The organism is Oceanisphaera marina, from assembly GCF_014643915.1.
In the GTDB taxonomy this organism is placed as follows: domain Bacteria; phylum Pseudomonadota; class Gammaproteobacteria; order Enterobacterales; family Aeromonadaceae; genus Oceanimonas; species Oceanimonas marina.
The window spans coordinates 34720-52604 of record NZ_BMKE01000015.1 but is presented as its reverse complement, the minus strand read 5'-3'; the positions used below and the strand labels follow the sequence as shown (position 1 = coordinate 52604).

Here is a 17885-nt window from a genome sequence, read left to right as displayed (position 1 = left end):
CCCGCGCGCATAGGCGGTTCCGGTTATTTCAGAATGGTTAGTCATTGCCCTGCAAGCCGGCCAACAGGCCGCTACGCCGCTCTACCCGTTTTTGTATAGTCTGCTCGAACACCGAAGCTCGGCTTTCAATCAAGCTAAAGTAATGCCGAGCCCGGGTAATGCCGGTATAGAGCAGCTCTTTGGTGAGCACCGGGTTCAGACTTTCGGGCAAAATCAGCGCGGTGTGGGCAAATTCAGACCCCTGAGATTTGTGTACCGTCATCGCGAACACGGTTTCGATGGCGCTCAGGCGACTGGGCAGCACAAATTTAAGCTCTCCCGAGCCGTCGTTGCGGGCAAAAGCGACCCGCAGCACGGTGCGCCCCGGCGTATCCGGCAAGCGCAGCGCAATACCGATGTCGCCATTCATGAGGCCTAAACTGTAATCGTTGCGGGTCACCAGCACCGGGCGCCCCTCATACCAGCCTTGATCGGCACTGAGCAGGCCACGCTGGTGCAACAGGCTGGCGATGCGCTCATTCAAGCCCTCGACGCCCCAGGGCCCCTTGCGCACCGCACTCAGCAACCGAAACGCATCGAAGGCGGCCAGCACCTGTCCCGCCCAGTCATGCCAGGCTGGATCATCCACCTCAGTGTTGGCGCCGGGTCGGGTGTGTTGCAGCAGCTCAAGATAATGCCCGTAGCCCAGCGCCTGGCCCCACCCGTTAAGCAACAACTTATCCAGCGCCTTGTCTTGCTCATCGCGCAATTTGAGCCGATACACGTCGGCCCTGCCCTCGGTAAGAATACGCCGAGCCTGGGGCGCATCTTGTTCGTTGACCGCCGACGCCAGCTGGCCTATGCCGGACTCGCTGCCAAAACGGCGAGAGTAACGCAGCATCAGGGTGCGCTGCGCCAGGGGGTGCTCTTCTCGGGTGCCTGGCTGTAACAGCGGGTGCACAAGCGCCTCGCCACTCACCTGTTCAAGCCAGTGACCAAGCTCGGGATCATAACGTCCCACTTGTGCATCACGACACAAATCCCCCAACAAGGCGCCTGCTTCCACCGAAGCCAACTGGTCTTTATCACCCAGCAAGATCAGCCGCGCATGCAGGGGCAAGGCCGCCAGCAGCGTGGCCATCATCTCGAGATCGATCATGGAGGCCTCATCCACCACCAGCACATCCAGTGGCAGCAGGTTGCCGGGGTGATGGCGAAAGTGACGACTGTTGGGCAGGCTGCCTAGCAGCCGATGCAGGGTGGTCACCTCGCTGGGAATGGTGGCGCGCACTGCCTCCGTCACCGGCAGCGAAGCCACCTGATCGCCAATGGACTCGGTGAGCCGTGCCGCCGCCTTGCCGGTGGGCGCCGCCAGTCGAATACGCAGCGAGTGGGCACCGGCAGATTGCTGCAACAGCGCCAGCAAGCGCACCACTGTGGTGGTTTTACCGGTACCGGGCCCGCCGGTGATCAAGCTGAAATTGCCGCGCACCGCCAGCGCACAGGCCAGCTTTTGCCAATCGGTCTGGCGTTGGCCATCCACCACCAGCGGCTCGGGAAACAACTGCGCCAGCCGCTCGCCGAGTTGCTCAGGCAGATCGGAGGCCAGCGCCAGGCGATGACGGAGCGCCTGCGCCACCGATTGCTCGTAACGCCAGTAACGGCGCAAATACAGCCGCTGCTCATGCAGCACCAGGGGCCTGGCTTCATTCCCTGACGCCTCGGCCACCAGGGGGCTGGCTTGCAACTGCTGATGCCAATCTGTCAGCGCCACCCCAGCCAGTAACTGGGACGGCAGCAGCGTGAGCCCCGCTTCATCGCCTTCTGGCGGCATCGACAAGGCAAAGTCGGGATTGGCTAAAGTCGCGACCAGATCCAGACAGACATGGCCTTGCCCCAGCTGGTGGCTGGCCAGCGCCGAGGCCAGCAGCAACAGCGGCTCGGCCTGGGGATCCAGCTCGGCAAAAAAGCGCGCCAAAGCGCCGTCGAGGGCGCGCAGCCAGCCTTTTTCTACCCAGCTGTCGAGCAGGCCGAACATCTGGCGGTGAGACTGCAGGGCATGGTCGGCCGTGGCGTGTTTAGTCACGGAATGTTCTGCAACGGATTCAGGATCAAACATGAGATGACTCCTCGATAAGATCGCCACTAAAGAGCGCATCCAACGCCTCAATCAATGCCCTGGCGGGCTTGTGGTAATACACGGCCTGGGGCTGGCGAATAAACCAATAGATTGCGCCGCCCATGTGGGTGTCATAGTCATAATCAGGCAGGCGCAGCTTAAGCTGGCGATGCAAAGCCAGCAAATACAGCACATATTGCAGATCGTATCTGTGTTTGGCCATCTGCTGGTTCATGGCGTCCTGAGTGTAATCGGCGTCGGTGGCGCCCAGCCAGTTAGACTTGTAATCCACCACAAAATAACGGCCCTGATGCTCAAACACCAGGTCGATAAAGCCTTTGAACATGCCATTCAGGGTGTCGGGCAATAACTCGGCTCTGGGATATTCTGGCAAGACGCTGCCACGCACCAGCTGGTCGAGGCGGCGCACATCGACCTTGCTGGCCTCAAACCAGAACTCCAGCTCTGGCTGATAGGTTTCCAGCTCGGCCAGACTCACCGGCTGACGCTCGGTGTCATGTGCTGAATCGGTGCCCAATACCGGCGTCTGCAGCAATTGCTCCAGCCAGTGCGTGAGTGGCTCAATCCACTCGCTTAAGCCACGTAACTGACAACGGCGCGCCAGCTGTTCGCTGAAGGCAGGCACGGCCATATTAAAGCCGTCGCTCGCCGCCAACTCGAGCAGACCGTGCAAAAAGGTGCCCGGGGCAGGCCCGCGCGGAAAGCCGTGCAGGCTGGGCGTGTCCTGCTGGGCCAGCGCGGGCATCAACACCGACTCTTGCTCATCATCGGCCACGGTGGCGGCCGCGGCATTTTCCGGGGCCGTATCTTCAAAGCGTGACAGTGCAAACTGTTGTTCTTCAGGCACTTTTTCACCTTGTTCGGACGTGAGTAAGCTCACGGCGCCGGTACGCAAGGCACTGTAAGAGGCAATCCACCAATGCTCGGCCGCGCGGCGTTGTGGGGTGCGGTAGCTGGGCTCGGTCTCGGCCTGAGTCAGATCCTGCTGCAACATCCGGCCTGTGGGCTCGGGCAGTGGCCTGACGGCAATCTCACCGGCGACGGCCAGCGGAGTGAGCCAATCGCTTAACGAGGCGCTATTCGCCAAAGCCGCCCCGCCGCCCAATAACTGGCCAATAGCCGACTGATGCAAGATGGACTCTTTGCCTCGACTTCGGATATCGGCCATGCCCAGCCAGCAAGCATGACGGGCCCGGGTCAGGGCCACATACAGCAGCCGCGTGTCTTCGGCCAGCCGCTCCTGCTCGGCCTGGGCAAACTGCTCGGCGTTGGGAGACAGTACCAAACGGCGTTGCTCCTCCTGCTGTACCCTTACCGGCTCATGCTTGTTCAGCGCCCGAAACGAGCAAATAAAGGGCAGGAACACCAGCGGATATTCCAGGCCCTTGGACTTGTGAATGGTCACCACCCGCACCAGGGCCGCGTCGCTTTCCAGCCGCAATACCTGCTCTTCATTACTGTCATCTGTGCCCAGTACCCGCTCGGCCAGGTGACGGGTCAGGGCCTGTTCGCCATCCAGATTGGCGGCCGCCTGCTGCATCAGCTCGGCCAGATGCAGCATATTGGTGAGCGCACGCTCGCCATCGCTGCGCTGCATGAGTCGGCCGGGCAAATTAAAGTCGTGCAGTAATTGATGCAGCATGGGCAGCACCCCCTGACGACGCCAGCGGGCGCGATAATCACGAAATTGCATCACGTGGCGCTCCCAACGGCGCTCATCCTGGTTCAACTGCTCCAACTCATTCAGGGTCAGGTCCAGGGTGCGACTGGCCAGCGCCGCCCGCAGTAAACGGTCTTGCTCCGGCTCGGCACAGGCGCGCAACCACAGCAGCAAGTCCAGTGCCTCCTGGCTGTTAAAGATGGAGTCTTTATCGGATAAATACACACTGCGCACCCCGAGTGCCGCCAATTCACTGCGAATGGCTTGCGCCTCGGTCACGTTGCGCACCAAGACCGCAATATCACTGGGTTGCAGCGCCGTAAAGGACGCTTCGCCGGCAAAACCGGCGCGGTTGTGCTGGCCCAGGTTCAACAGCTCGGTGATCTCGCTGGCGGCACTGGCCGCCATCTGGGCACGGTATTCGGCGCCCGAGACCGACTCGTCCTGAGTAAGCTGCCAAAAGGTCAAGGCCGGCTCGGCCGTGAGCCGGTCTGTATCTGCCCGGTGCACGCACCACTGCTCGTTGCGCCCTTTGCCCTGCACCGGCAGAAAGGGCAACGGATTATCCTCGCCCTGGCGAAATAGAAAGGCACCGGACCCTGTATCTCGCTGTTCGGCCAGCGAAAACAGCCGGTTAACGGCGTTCACCATGGCGGTGGCGGAGCGAAAGTTGGTGTCCAGGCTACTGTGCCGGCCACGGGTCGCCTGCCGTGCACTCAAATAGGTATGAATATCGGCGCCACGGAAAGCATAAATGGCCTGTTTGGGATCACCGATTAAAAACAGCCCCGTGTCTTGCGCGTTATCGGCCAGCTGATAAATACGGTCAAAAATGCGGTACTGCAGCGGATCCGTATCTTGAAACTCATCAATCATGGCCACCGGGAATTGCTGGCGGATCACCTCGGCCAGGCGGCTGCCGTTCTCCCCTTGCAGGGCGTCATCGAGGCGCGACAGCATATCATCGAAGCCCATTTCGGCACGGCGGCGTTTTTCTTCATCGAAACGCTGGCTGACCCAGGCCGCCGCATGACGGCGCGCCGACTCGAGCGGTGCCGCCAATGCCGCCAACTCGGCAGGTAAAGAGGACATGGCATCAAACGCCGGATGCTGCGGTGGCTCGCCGGTTTTCCAGGCTTCGGCGATCCCCTCGGCGCTAAGGCGATACAGAGCCGCCTCACTCAGCCCAAGCTCAACCTCATCACCGTCAAGCCACTCGCGGATCGCAGCCAGCCAGCCGTCGGTGCGTTTGGCTTGCAACCATTTTCCGTGTACCTGCTTGTTGGCAATTCCTGGGTGCAAGAGTGCTGAAATTTCCTCAAGCCAGCCCTCCCAGGGGGCCTTAAGCGCGGCCAGAGTGTCGTCGTGTTGCTGTAATTCTGCCGTTAGCAGCTCGGCCAGCGGCTGGCTGACGGCGCCGCTTTCCTGCAACAAGGGCTGGATGATGTTCAGCAAGGCATCGGGGTTTTTCCAGTGCTCTATCACCCAGGCCAGGGGCTGATCGGTGAGTGGATAGCATTGTTGGCGCCAGTAATCGCGCACCACCTGTGCTTTAAGCTCGTGGTGATCCGTCTGCAGGGTTTGGGTAAACAGGCTGCCGCTATCAAAGGCATGCTCGCGCAGCATGCGCTGGCACCAGCCATGAATGGTCGACACCGCGGCTTCATCCATCCACTGGGCGGCAATATCGAGCCGACGGGCACAGGCCGGCCACTGCTCCTGGGCAAAGTCCGCTTTCAGCTGTTCGAGCAGGTCATCGCCTTCAATGTCTCCTCGAAACGCCTGCGCCGCCTCCACCAATCGCGCCCGAATGCGCTCGCGCAGCTCGCGGGTGGCGGCATCGGTAAAGGTTACTACCAGTATTTCCGGTGGCAGCAGTTCACGACTAAAGGCAGCATCGCCGCCATGGCCGAGCACCAGCCGCAAGTACAGTGCCGAAATGGTAAAGGTTTTGCCGGTACCGGCACTGGCTTCAATCAGGCGACTGCCGCGCAGCACAAAGCGCAGCGCCAGCGGCCGAGTGTCTGCCGAAGACTGAGAAATCAATGCGCTCATGCTGTGTGCTCCGCGGTAATAACGGTGGGTTGATGGCTGAATAGCGGCCGATAGAGTTGCTCGCACCAATCGGCGAATTCACCGCTGGCCGTCAGGCTGGCAAAGCTGGGGTACTGACGCGCCAGGGCAGGGTTTTGTCGGCATTCTCCGCCACCAAAATAATCGTCCCCTTCATACTGGGTGCGCGCCTTGTCTTGATCGGCTTTTTCCAGCCATACCATGGCGGTATTCAGCGCCACCGGCAAAGGGGACTCCAGGCCAGCACGCCAGGCGCTGAGCCAGGGGCGTAATATCTCGACGGCTTGCTCTTGCTTGAGCGGAGCAAACTCCAGGGTGGCATCTTCGCCCACCAGCCAGGTCGTGAGTGACATACCCGATGCCGCGGCCACCACCTGGGCCACAAAGGGGCGCAACAGCCGGTGCCACTTGAAGGTTTTTTTATTCAGCAAGTTACCCGGTTGCAACTCCAGGCGCGCCAACTGCTCCCCCTGCTGGTGCAAGCCACCCAACCAGCCTTGCAGCTCGATGCCCTGGTGCACAAAGTGCAGTGGCAAGGGGGAGTTGAGCGGGGTCGGCCATTGCTGGCGCAACAGCTGGTAGCGTTGTAATTGCCCCGGCAAGGGCGCCAGCAATTTAGCCTGTTGCGCGTCACCAAACCCGGCCAGCGGCAATAGCCCCTGCCCCGCTTGCCGAGTGGCCGCTCGAGCCAGCACAGACGCCATATCGTCCGTTGAAGCACTGGCTTGCTCCAGCAGTTGTTGCTTGAGCTGATAGACTTGCAGCCCATCCAGACTAAAGGGCTCTTCATCCAATTGTGGCGACGCATCCTCCCCCAGGTAAACCTTGAGCCGCTGGGTAAAAAAGTGCCCGACCGGGTCGCGCAAAAAATGCTGCAATTGCTCAAGTTGGCGCTCCAGTACCTGACTGTCGTCGCTGAGCAAAGGCGGTAACGCCGATATTTCTGACGTCGATACGGCGCGGTGCAAGCCAGCCCACTCACGGGCATAGCTGAACAAGGGGCCTTGCTCGCTAAAGTATTGGCGGCTGAAGGGTTGTAACGGATGCTCGGTAGTGATGGCCGCCAGCAGCGGCTGCTCATCATCATGCCACTGCCAGCCGGCAGCCAGATGATCTCTAAGCTGCCCCACCAATACCGAAGGCGGCCGCTCGCTGTTATCGCGAATACTGCGCCCCACCCAGCTGATATAAAGCCGCTCTCGCGCCGACAACAAGGCCTCCAGCAGCAAATAACGGTCGTCTTCTCGCCGCGAGCGATCCCCGGGGCGATAATCCTTGGCCATCAAGTCAAAATCGAGCGCGGTCACGGTACGCGGATAATCGCCATCGTTCATGCCCAGCAAGCACACCATGCGAAACGGAATGGCGCGCATCGGCATCAGGGTACAAAAATTCACCGCCCCCGCCATAAAGCGCTGACTTAACCGGCCTTGATCCAGTGCGCCCAGCCAGGCCTCGCGCACCACATTCAATGGCAAGGCCTCATTCAACTCTACGCCGCTGCACAACTGCTGCCAGTCTTCCAGCGCCTCGGTCAGCCCTGCGAGCAGGGTTTGATCTCGCTCCTGGCTTGCCAGGAAGCAGTCACTCAGCAACTGGTGCAATACTTGGCCCCACTCGGCGGGTAACATGAGTTGCGATAACTGCTGATGCCAGTGATCCAGCGTGTCCAGCAAACGCACCAGCGGGCCAATCAAGGCCGCATCCAGGCCGCCTATTTCATCATAGGGCTCTATGCCAAAACAGGCCTCGCCGCTGCCCACCGCATACCCGAGCAGCATGCGGCGCAAACCAAAGCGCCAGGTGTTTTGCTCCATGTCCGCGGGCAGCCCAAGCGCCGCACGGCGCTGGGCATCCAGCCCCCAGCGCACGCCGGCGCCTTCTATCCAGCGGTGCAAGGTGGGCACATCATGCTCGTTAATGCCAAAGCGATCGCGCAGGGCCGGCACTTCCAGCAAGTCCAGTATTTCGCTCACGGTTTGTCGGTTGTCCGGCAGGCGCAGCAATTGCTCCAGCGCAATCAACAAGGGATCCGTGCCACGGCTCCCCTGATCAGCCAGGGTAAAGGGAATATAGCGGTCGTCTTCCCGCTGATACTGGCCAAATACCGCCTCTATATGCGGCGCATACACATTCACGTCCGGTACCATGACAATGATATCGCGTGGGCGCAGGCTGGGATCGGTATTAAAATATGCCAGCAGCTGATCGTGCAGTATTTCCACTTCCCGCTGGGCGCTGTGGGCAATGTGGAAGCGGATCGAGGCCGATGCCTCGGTAAGCGCCGGCCAGTGTTCGCGGGTTTCGGTGAGCGGGCGCAAGTTCAGCATGTCATCCTGCAACTGGCCCAATAAATGCCGGGTGGCACCTTCAGCGAAAATATCGATGCGGCTGCCCATGGCGGCAAAGCGTTCGCGGTAATGATCGGGGTCGTCAATGCTGTCGAGCAGGTTGATGTAATCTCGCCCCTGCTTGCCCCAGGCCGCCAGCAAGGGGTGAGCGTGCTGGTGCAAGTCGTTATCGGTTAACACCTGGGGCTGGCCGGATTTTCGGGCATGGCGGCGATATTGATGCCGAAGCAAGTCCTGATCCGGCACTATGTCGCCCCAGTGATGTTGGCAGGGGTTGTGTACGCACAATAACACCTGGCTAAAACGCGCCAGTGCGGCCAGGGCTTCCAGGGTTTGCGCCGGCAGCGATGAAATGCCAAACACGATCACCCGCCGTGGCAAACCCGCAGGCGCCTGCTCGGCTTCGCGCAAATGCGCCACAAAGCGCGGGTGCACGCCAGCGCGGCTGCCGGCCAATTGATCGTGGCCCACATCATCCAGCAAGGCGCGCCATAATGCGGGCTGCCACAAGGCGGTGGGACCCAGATCAACAGGACCACGGCGGGCACTGATGATGCGATCTCTCCCCGCGGCCCACTCGGCCAGCCAGTCGGCACGATACACCTGATATTGGTCGAACAAGTCGGCCAGTCGTTCCGCCAGCTGATAGCGCTTGCGACAATCATCATCTTGCTGCAGGAACCGACTTAAAGGCTCAAAACGCGCATCTGCCAGCAACTCGGGCAACAAACGCATTAAACGCCAGGTTAGTGGTGCTTTATCCAGCGCCGATTGTGCCGGAATGGTGTCGCTGCCCAGCACCCGCCGGTAGGTTTGCCACAAAAAACGCGCCGGCAAGTCCACCTGCATTGCTGCCGCTATACCACCACTGCGCTGCTCGGCCAGGGCCAGCTTTAACCACTGGGCAATGCCGTTGCTTTGCACCAATATAACTTCGTTTTCCAGGGGCCTCAGCGGATTACGCCGCATCCAGGCCACTGCCAACTCTCTCAATTCTTCCAACTGATTGCCGTGTACCACCATCAAACCCGGCGCCAGCGCATTATTATTGTGCATGCAAATTCCTTATTATCCCCTGCTCGCCCATGATAACGCCAACAAAGCTATGGGGGCTAATTTAGCGCCCCCACCACAGAGCAAATAACAAGCCTGTGCCAGGGTTAAAGACACAGGCGTAGTATTGAAGCGAGGGGAAAATCTCTATTATTGAAGTCCTTATCCGTGATAATCCGCGCCCAAATCCATGGACTGCTCTGGAGGAATGCGGGCAAAACTCACCGGCATCTTGCGCAGGCTGTCTTTGCCGCGGGCGGTTAAGTCCGACATAAACTGAAACTGTTGCCGCGGATCCATGGGGTAGGCTTTAATGCGATAGTGGGTGCCCCAGGGCTGCTCTTCCAGCAACACCAACACGGGCTGGGTAAGCTTCAAATACGGACTGGACAAGGCAACGTCTTCCAGTACCCGGCGCACTTCAAATGCATCATGATCGGGGGTCAGATAAAAGCTGACCACACACATCAAGCTGGCACCGCCGTTATTGGCATTATGAATAAGCCCGGTCCACAGCTTAAGGTGGGGTACAAAAATCACAGTGTCATTCGGGGTCACCATTTCAACTACGCGCATGCCTATGCGCCGCACTTCGCCATAATTGCCTTCCACTTCTATCCAGTCTCCTGGCCGATACGGCATTTCATAGGCGGCCACTATGCCGGCAATCAAACTGCTCACGTAGTCTTTCAGCGCAAAACCAATCGCCAGCCCGGTCACGCTCAAAATAGCGACCGTGTTTTGTACCGTCAGCTCGATAAACAATGGCACCAACCATAATATGGCCGCCGCCAGCACCAGGATACGAATGGTCGGGACCAGCGCCAGAATAAAGAGCCGACGACTGCTGTGCAATCGATTGGCCAACCAGGGCAAGAGTTTCTGGCTCAGCCACACCAGCAATATCGCGACCACCACCACCATCACGGCTTCAATTATTGTCTCGGTGGTGATGTCTCTAAATAAGCCCATAAAGCGTTTTGGATTCATATGCACCGCCCGTTAAAAGTCGTCCAGTAAATAGTCTCGCCCAGCCAGAAAAGTGCGTGTAGTCAAATAACCGTGCGCACTCAACCGCCAGCACTCATGGTCACGCTCCACAATGCCAAACTGCTCCAGGCGCAATAACTGCACATTAAGTTCGTCGGGCGCCATGGAGGACAACACTTCCTGCAGACGCTTGCCATTCAACCCACGATGCAGCAACAAGGCATACAGGATAAAGGCCGTATTGTCGTCCGCTTCCACTGGCAGCGATGCCTGCTGCTGATCGTTGTTTATCTGGCAGGCCCACAATGCCAACGCCATGCCCACATTGCCTCTTGCCTCTTTGGCCAGCCGCCCAAGCTGCCGGTCTCGGCCTTCAATCCCCAGTTGCCGCAGCAATGGTGCCCCGACCGGGGCAAAGCTGTAGACTCTGGGTAGATTAAGCGGCCAGGTACGACGCAAAAAGGCAAAGGTCCAGCTGTCGCATACTATTACTCCCTGGCCAAAATCTCCTTGCAGCAACCTGGGCAGCAACACCCGGATAAACCGCAGACCATCGGCACTGCGCAACAAAAAGCGCGCCAGATCATCAATCAGCCAGGCGGCGTCATGCAATGCTTGTTGTTGCCACCATTCGTCTACCGCCACATCGCGTATTTGGCTGATGGACGGCGGCGTCACCAGTGCCCAGCCTTGTTGCCAGGTCCAGTCCCGGGCAATGGCGGCGGTGCCACTGAAGGGAGGATCCAGCAAGAAGGTCACCTCTGATCGCTCTTCGGATACCCAATCGGCCAAATGATGGTGCAAGGCATTAACCGCGGGGGCGCGATCAAAATGTTGATAATCAAACGCTGCGCTGTGCTCATCGGACGCTATGGCATCTTCAGCTTCTATACCCAGGGTGCGCAGTAGCCAACGCCAAACTTGCTGAAAGCGCGTCAGGGTAGGCGGAGTTGGGCACTCGAACTCTTCGGCTGGAATCAATTGCCAATGGTTTTCGTCGCTCATCCCTTCTCCTTATCAGTACAGGCAGTTGATGCTGACTGGCTTCTTGATGTATCTGGACGGTAACATAAACACATTAAAGAAAAGAACAACAAATCTGACTATAGCAATAAATGCCTCTTTACACCGAAAAAATAGTCAACATATCAAATCGCAATGTATTAACAAGGCCAGCGCACGACTCAATGACAACCACAGCATGACGAGGTTGTTTATTTAAATAAAAAAATAATAAAAAAGACATAAAACAGCGAGGAGTTTAACATTAAAAATCAAGGTAACTTACAAGGTAGTCAACAATAAAAAGCCAGAAAGAAAGTCATCTCCATTCTGGCTTTTCAGTATTTACGCACAGCATTTTTTGTATTTAATGCCACTGCCGCAAAGACAAGCTTCATTACGCTCTGGCTTTTTCTCTACCTGCAAGGGGCTGCTTTTATCAAGCAATACCGTTAACTCGCTAATAGACTCGGTCGCACCCGGTTGTACATTCACTTGTATGTTGGCATAAAGATTGGCTTCCTTTACCATGGCCGCCACTTCCTGCTGGCGAGCCTCACTGGTTACCACCAGTTCAAGCGGATGCTTCTGAGTACCCGGCTTGTGGCTGGCTTTGGTTTGATAGCCATAGCTGATGTGGCTTTGACGCGCATCCTGGCGGCCCTTGAAGAAAAATTTGTCTGACATGGGTTTATCCTTACTGCTTAAAAGGACAGGGGCAATACTTGCTATAAGCTGGCCACTGGTTTGACGATAGCGCCCCCATAACGGGCACGTATCAATAGGCTTAAAACTGTTTTAATAGCTGTTCGTTATACTCATCCACATTCAAGCTTACATTATGTTTTTCGGCCAGATTGTTCAGCTCGGTTTGTTTGACTGCCAGCTCATCCATAATAATGGTGTTGTCGTCCAGCTGCCACAGTAAACGCGAGCCCGAGTAACTGTATTGCAAGGCCAGCATGGCGTCGGCATTCCCCTGCTGGGCGGCGGCCTCTATCTTGCGCATTTTGCGAGTGATTTTATTCAGCGCCTGCTTTAGCTGCCAAACATAATATACTTCGGTTAAATAAGGGTGATAACGGTGTTTGCTTAACGTTATTCCAACCAGGGCTGCACTCACCAATACCCCAATGGCATTCCAGTGAAAATGACTACCACTCGGGTCAGGAAATAAATAAATCAATAACTGAGATAATACCAAACTGCATATTGCCAAGGATAAAGCACAGCCAACAAGCACCCTGTTTAAATGTTTACGGTAGCGTTCTTTATCTATTTCAATTAATTTCATGACAGACTTAATATAAAAATAATGCGCATTGTAACCGAAAAGTCCGCCTGTCACCATTCATTTATAATTGTCGGTGTGTGGTAAAGGGTGCTAAAAATAGGATTCTAGTTCTGTTAAGATTTCGCCTACAAAATAGATGATCAGGCCAGTAGCGATGATGGATAAGGAAAAAGTGGCGGTTTTTGTCGATGTACAAAATGTTTATTACACCTGTCGACAGGCACTAGGCCGTAATTTTGACTATAACGCCTTCTGGGCACAGGCGACGGCCAATCGTGACGTGGTGGCGGCCTATGCTTATGCCATTGATCGGGGAGACGAAAAGCAGCGACAGTTTCAGAATATTCTGCGGGCTATCGGTTTCGAGATTAAACTAAAGCCCTTCATTCAACGGGGCGATGGCTCGGCAAAAGGTGACTGGGACGTCGGTATCACCATCGACATGCTAGAGTGTGCGGCCATTGCCGATACCCTGATATTGGTCTCCGGCGACGGGGATTTTGCCATCCTGGCCGACAAGCTGCGCCAGCATTACGGCAAACGCATACAGGTTTACGGTGCCCCGGCGCTCACCGCCAAGGCCCTGATGGAAGCAGCCAGCGACTTTATTGCCATCGATAATCAGCTGTTGCTGTGAAGCGTGAAGCGTGAAGCGTGAAGCGTGAAGGCATTAGGCACAAAAAAACCGCCCGAAGGCGGTTTTTTCTGTCTTTCTTCGCGATTAAGCGCGAATGAAATCCAGGTGGGTCAGCTTAGGCTTGAAGGGGTGACGCTGTACGTCTTTTACCTTAACCTTCACTTCTTTGCCGTCAATAACCAGAGTCAGCACTTCGCTGTAAAAAGCATCTTCAACTTGAGCGATGATGGCTTTTTTATGATCCAGAGCAATGGCTACTGGCTCTTGGCCTGCACCGTAAACGATGGCAGGGATTTTGTCTTCATGACGCAGGCGGCGGCTCGCACCTTTCCCCAGGTCTGAACGAACTTCAGCTTCAAATACGAATGACATAATTTTCTCTCTATAAGGTTAGTGGCAAACGCTGCGACCGGCATTTGCCTGTAAAAAGCGCGCGGATAATAACACGCGCCCGAGTCGACAACAACATAAAGCAGACGCCGATGAAAAATGCTGCGGAGCCAGAGTCTTCACTGGCTGTTTATCTGCTGCAAAATCCGTTTATCCGAAATGGGGTAAGGCGTTCCCAGAGTCTGGGCAAAGTATGACACCCTGAGCTCTTCAATCATCCAGCGAATGTCGGCTACCTCGGGGGGCAGCGGCTTGCCCTTGGGCTGCTTGTTCAACAGGAGCTTATAGGCCTGCTGCACCTGCTGGATTTTCAACAGATGAGCCCGATCGCGATGCGGATCTATGGGCAGCTTGTCGAGCCGGCGAGACAAGGCAACCAGATAACGGCTCACATCGGCCAGTCGCTCTCCCCCGGTGGCGGTGACAAAACCGCGAAACACCAAACCATCCAACTGAGCCTGAATGTCCGACATGGCCATGGCCAACGCCAGATCGATTTTGCCCTTGAGCCGTTTTTTCACCGCATGTGCCTGGCTCAGCACTTCTTCTACCTGCAATGCGATCGCGGCCACGGTCTGATTCAGCTCACCGGCCACCTGCTCTTTCAACTGCTCAAAGTCGGCAGGCGTCCAGGCCGGAGCACAGTGTTTGCGCATCAGGGTGTATACGCCGGCCTGAATGCAGTCATCCACCAAATCCAGCACCTTGCCGTAAGGATTAAAATACAGCCCCAGCTTGGCCTTGTTCGGCAGTTTTTCGTGCAGATATTTTATGGGCGATGGCAGCTGCAACAACAGCAATCGACTCTGGCCGCGCCACATGGTTTGCTGCTGGCTGATTTCGTCTTCGCACAAGGTCAGCGCCACACTGCCGCCCTTGTCGGCAATGGCCGGATACGCCTTCACTTCAAACCCGGCGCGCTTGGCGGCGTAGGTTTTAGGAATGGTGCGATCGGGAAACTGCTGTAACCCTTCCTGTTCAAAACGATCGTCATCCACCGCCTGGGTGAGTGCGGTTTGCACCTGCCCCTGCAACGACAGCTTGATGGCCTCCAGATCACGCCCCGCGGCCAACACCTCACCCTTGGCGTCGAGCACACAAAAACGCATCAGTAGGTGAATGGGCAATGCCTGCCAGTTCCACTCTTCTCTGGGAACCGTCACCCCCGTCATGCGCCGCAGATGCTGTTCAATTTGATCCAGCAATTCACCGTCCAGTGGCGTCATTGCGGCCAGCACCGCATCGGCAAAATTAGGTGCCGGTACAAAGTGTTTGCGCAGGGGCTTGGGCAACGACTTGATAAGACTAATGACCAGCTCGCGGCGCAGTCCCGGCACCTGCCAGGCAAAAGGCGCGGCCGTCACCTGATTCAACAGTGGCAGCGGAATACGCACCGTGACCCCGTCTTCTTCCTGCCCGGGTTCAAACTGATAATCGAGTACCAGGTTAAGACCATCATGCAGCCAGGCATCGGGATAATCCTGGGTGGTGACCTTGTCTGCCCGCTCGTTGAGCACCATCTCTTCGGTAAAATGCAGCTGCTCGGGGTTGTTTTTAGCCGCCTGCTTCCACCAGTGGTCAAAATGGCGAATAGAGACGATATCGGCGGGCAGGCGCTCATCATAAAAGCGAAACAGGGTTTCATCATCGATCACCAGATCGCGCCGGCGGGATTTATGCTCCAGGGTTTCGGCCTGATCCAGCAAGGCTCGATTATGATGAAAAAAACCATGCCGGGTGTGCAGCTCGCCTTCCACCAAGGCCTGGCGAATAAACAGCTCGCGACACAGCTTGGGATCCACCTCGCTGTAATTCACTCGTCGGCGCACCACCACCGGCAAGCCAAACAGACTCTGGCTTAAATACCCCATTACCGCGCCCTGGCGTTTAGACCAGTAAGGCTCGCTGTAGCTGGATTTCAGCAGATGTGCCGCTGCCCGCTCCAGCCAATCCAGCTCAATGCGCGCGGCGGTGCGTCCATACAGACGATGGGTTTCGGTCAGCTCGGCCACCATCAACCAACGGGGCGGCTTTTTCGCCAATGATGAGCCCGGCACCAGCACAAAGCGCGCATTACGCGCCCCAAGAATGTCTTTTTTATCGCCATCCCGCATGCCGACCTGACTTAACATGCCACTCAGCAATGCCTGATGTACGCTGTTGCTATCCGCCGGCTCGCTGTTCAGGGCAAAGCCCAGCTCGCGTACCACCAGCCTGAGCTGACTGTAAATATCCTGCCACTCGCGCACTCTGAGATAGTTCAAGAATTCCTTCATGCACTGCTTGCGAAACTGGTTGCCGCTCAGTTGTTTTTGCTGCTCTTTCAGGTGATTCCACAGATTGATATAGGTCATGAAATCCGAGTCTTTGTCGGCAAAACGACGGTGCATTTCACCCGCGGCCTGTTGTTTGTCCTGAGGACGCTCCCGGGGATCCTGAATGCTGAGCGCGGCGGTAATCACCATCACTTCGGTTACACAGCCATGGTCCCGTGCGGCCAATACCATACGGGCCAGTCGGGGATCAACGGGCAAGCGAGCCAGGTCTCGCCCCAATGGCGTCAAGGTTAAATCACCCTGTTCGCCCAGCACTGCGCCCAGCTCTTCGAGCAAACGGATACCGTCGCTGATGTGCTTGCGCTCGGGAGCTTCCACAAAAGGAAAGGCGGATATATCACCCAGCCCCAGGGACAGCATCTGCAGAATCACCGAGGCCAGGTTGGTACGCAGAATCTCCGGATCGGTAAATTCAGGCCGATTCATGAAATCGTCTTCGCCGTACAGACGAATACAGATACCCGCTTCTACCCGACCACAACGCCCCATACGCTGATTGGCGCTGGCCTGAGAAATAGACTCAATCGGCAAGCGTTGCACCTTGGTGCGATAAGAGTAGCGACTGATGCGTGCGGTGCCAGGGTCTATCACATAACGAATGCCGGGCACGGTAAGCGAGGTTTCTGCCACGTTAGTGGCCAGAACGATACGCCGGCCGCTGTGGGATTGAAAAATACGATTCTGCTCGGCATTGGACAGCCGAGAATAAAGCGGTACCACTTCGGTGTGGCGCAGCTCCAGCTTGTTAAGCGCGTCGGCGGTATCACGAATTTCGCGCTCGCCATTCATGAAAATCAGTATGTCGCCCGGCCCTTCCTGAGTCAGCTCGGTCACCGCATCAAAAATGCCCTGCAGCTGATCCCGGTCACGATTGTCATCCACCAGAGGGCGATAACGCAGCTCCACCGGATAGGTACGCCCCGACACCGTAATAATGGGTGCCTGGTTGAAATGCTGGGAGAAACGCTCGGGATCTATGGTGGCCGAGGTGATGATAATCTTAAGATCGGGTCTTTTCGGCAATAACTGTTTCAGATACCCCATGATGAAGTCGATATTAAGACTGCGTTCATGGGCTTCATCGATAATAATGCAGTCGTATTGACGCAGCATGCGGTCTTGCTGAATTTCGGCCAGCAGCATGCCATCCGTCATCAACTTCACCTGGGTAGCGTCACTGACCTGGTCATTAAAGCGTATTTTGTAACCCACGCGCTCGCCCAGCTCGCATTCCAGCTCTTGCGCCAAACGCGTGGCCACGCTGCGCGCCGCCAGCCGTCGGGGCTGGGTATGGCCAATGGTGCCATCAATACCCAATCCCAGCTCCAGACACATCTTGGGGATCTGGGTGGTTTTACCCGAACCTGTTTCGCCGGCAATGATCACCACCTGATGATCAGCAATCGCCGCTTTAATGACGTCCCGTTTGTCACTGACCGGCAACTGTGCCGGATAATGAATGGGTTGATTCAGCAGCTGTTGGCGGCGACTGCGTTCGGCCATCGACGTGGCTATCTCCAAGGCTATCTTTTCCAGTACCTTTTGCCGTTTGGCTTCAGGCATCTTTGCCACGCCCTGCAAACGGCGGCGAAAACGCCCTCGCTCGGCTCCTCTGCACTCTTTCAGTCTTGCCTGCAACTGTTCAACCGTCTGCGCCAAACCCAACCCCATGTCATCGATGAAAAACTGGCGCGCAGTTTAACAGAAATGAGCCACGAAGGGAGCCGGCAGGCGGCGGTTCACAACGAGCGGCTAGCTTTTTAACTACCGCCATTCATTTTTTGCCTGCAATGGTCGATATGAGGATACAAGGCTATTCGAGCAGGCATGCCAGCACTGCACCCTTCGTGAATCAGCCGTTAAAACCAATATTGGCGATCATTTTTCATACAACAAAACCAGCCGCATACAGATTTCGTGATCCAGATCAGGTTAATGCGGCATAAATTGACTGACAACGAGATAAACCAACCCTTTCAG

Annotated in this window: 10 protein-coding genes; 1 reads left to right on the top strand and 9 read right to left on the bottom strand. The window is 56.7% G+C overall.

The genetic code is table 11. The features are described 5' to 3' along the window. Positions 1 to 37 precede the first annotated feature (37 nt). From recD to IEW52_RS10200, 7 genes are all read right to left on the bottom strand, one after another. Positions 38 to 2098, bottom strand: coding sequence for an exodeoxyribonuclease V subunit alpha (gene recD / locus IEW52_RS10230; RefSeq protein ID WP_188629977.1), 2061 nt, complete (start codon positions 2096 to 2098; stop codon positions 38 to 40). Then, positions 2091 to 5834: an exodeoxyribonuclease V subunit beta gene (recB, locus tag IEW52_RS10225; protein ID WP_188629976.1), complete on the bottom strand. Its 3744-nt coding sequence runs from the start codon at positions 5832 to 5834 to the stop codon at positions 2091 to 2093. Before recB ends, recD begins: the two co-directional genes overlap by 8 nt. Then, positions 5831 to 9259, bottom strand: a complete 3429-nt coding sequence (gene recC / locus IEW52_RS10220; protein WP_188629975.1) for an exodeoxyribonuclease V subunit gamma — start codon at positions 9257 to 9259, stop codon at positions 5831 to 5833. The genes recB and recC overlap by 4 nt, the downstream gene beginning before the upstream one ends. Positions 9260 to 9418: 159 nt before the next feature. Further along, the gene (locus IEW52_RS10215; protein WP_188629974.1) at positions 9419 to 10246 is read right to left on the bottom strand and encodes a mechanosensitive ion channel family protein; all 828 of its coding nucleotides are present in this window, start codon (positions 10244 to 10246) and stop codon (positions 9419 to 9421) included. Positions 10247 to 10258: 12 nt separating this feature from the next. Further along, positions 10259 to 11251 (bottom strand): hypothetical protein, encoded by a 993-nt coding sequence (locus tag IEW52_RS10210; RefSeq protein WP_188629973.1) that lies wholly within the window; start codon positions 11249 to 11251, stop codon positions 10259 to 10261. A 342-nt stretch (positions 11252 to 11593) separates the two neighbouring features. After that, a complete protein-coding gene (locus tag IEW52_RS10205; protein ID WP_188629972.1) occupies positions 11594 to 11935 on the bottom strand; it encodes a PBPRA1643 family SWIM/SEC-C metal-binding motif protein in 342 nt (113 codons plus the stop codon). Between the two features lie 100 nt (positions 11936 to 12035). Continuing rightward, on the bottom strand, positions 12036 to 12542 hold the full coding sequence (locus IEW52_RS10200; RefSeq protein ID WP_188629971.1) for a DUF3087 domain-containing protein: 507 nt from the start codon (positions 12540 to 12542) through the stop codon (positions 12036 to 12038). Between the two features lie 154 nt (positions 12543 to 12696). Here IEW52_RS10200 and IEW52_RS10195 point away from each other — a divergent pair, with 154 nt between their 5' ends. Further along, positions 12697 to 13179, top strand: a complete 483-nt coding sequence (locus IEW52_RS10195) for a LabA-like NYN domain-containing protein (protein ID WP_229667888.1) — start codon at positions 12697 to 12699, stop codon at positions 13177 to 13179. An 84-nt stretch (positions 13180 to 13263) separates the two neighbouring features. Here IEW52_RS10195 and rplY read toward each other — a convergent pair whose 3' ends face one another. Both rplY and hrpA read right to left on the bottom strand, forming a co-directional pair. Then, positions 13264 to 13551 carry a 50S ribosomal protein L25 gene (gene rplY / locus IEW52_RS10190; protein ID WP_188629970.1) on the bottom strand — a complete coding sequence of 96 codons (288 nt, stop codon included), beginning with the start codon at positions 13549 to 13551 and terminating at the stop codon, positions 13264 to 13266. A 137-nt stretch (positions 13552 to 13688) separates the two neighbouring features. Beyond that, complete coding sequence (hrpA, locus tag IEW52_RS10185) at positions 13689 to 17564, bottom strand: ATP-dependent RNA helicase HrpA (protein WP_373286226.1); 3876 nt, start codon at positions 17562 to 17564, stop codon at positions 13689 to 13691. Positions 17565 to 17885: the final 321 nt, after the last annotated feature.

Bases quoted from the DNA above. Each gene is read 5' to 3' on its own strand.
- recD (WP_188629977.1), bottom strand. From the start codon at position 2,098: ATGTTTGATCCTGAATCCGTTGCAGAACATTCCGTGACTAAACACGCC.
- recB (WP_188629976.1), bottom strand. From the start codon at position 5,834: ATGAGCGCATTGATTTCTCAGTCTTCGGCAGACACTCGGCCGCTGGCG.
- recC (WP_188629975.1), bottom strand. From the start codon at position 9,259: ATGCACAATAATAATGCGCTGGCGCCGGGTTTGATGGTGGTACACGGC.
- IEW52_RS10215 (WP_188629974.1), bottom strand. From the start codon at position 10,246: ATGAATCCAAAACGCTTTATGGGCTTATTTAGAGACATCACCACCGAG.
- IEW52_RS10210 (WP_188629973.1), bottom strand. From the start codon at position 11,251: ATGAGCGACGAAAACCATTGGCAATTGATTCCAGCCGAAGAGTTCGAG.
- IEW52_RS10205 (WP_188629972.1), bottom strand. From the start codon at position 11,935: ATGTCAGACAAATTTTTCTTCAAGGGCCGCCAGGATGCGCGTCAAAGC.
- IEW52_RS10200 (WP_188629971.1), bottom strand. From the start codon at position 12,542: ATGAAATTAATTGAAATAGATAAAGAACGCTACCGTAAACATTTAAAC.
- IEW52_RS10195 (WP_229667888.1), top strand. From the start codon at position 12,697: ATGATGGATAAGGAAAAAGTGGCGGTTTTTGTCGATGTACAAAATGTT.
- rplY (WP_188629970.1), bottom strand. From the start codon at position 13,551: ATGTCATTCGTATTTGAAGCTGAAGTTCGTTCAGACCTGGGGAAAGGT.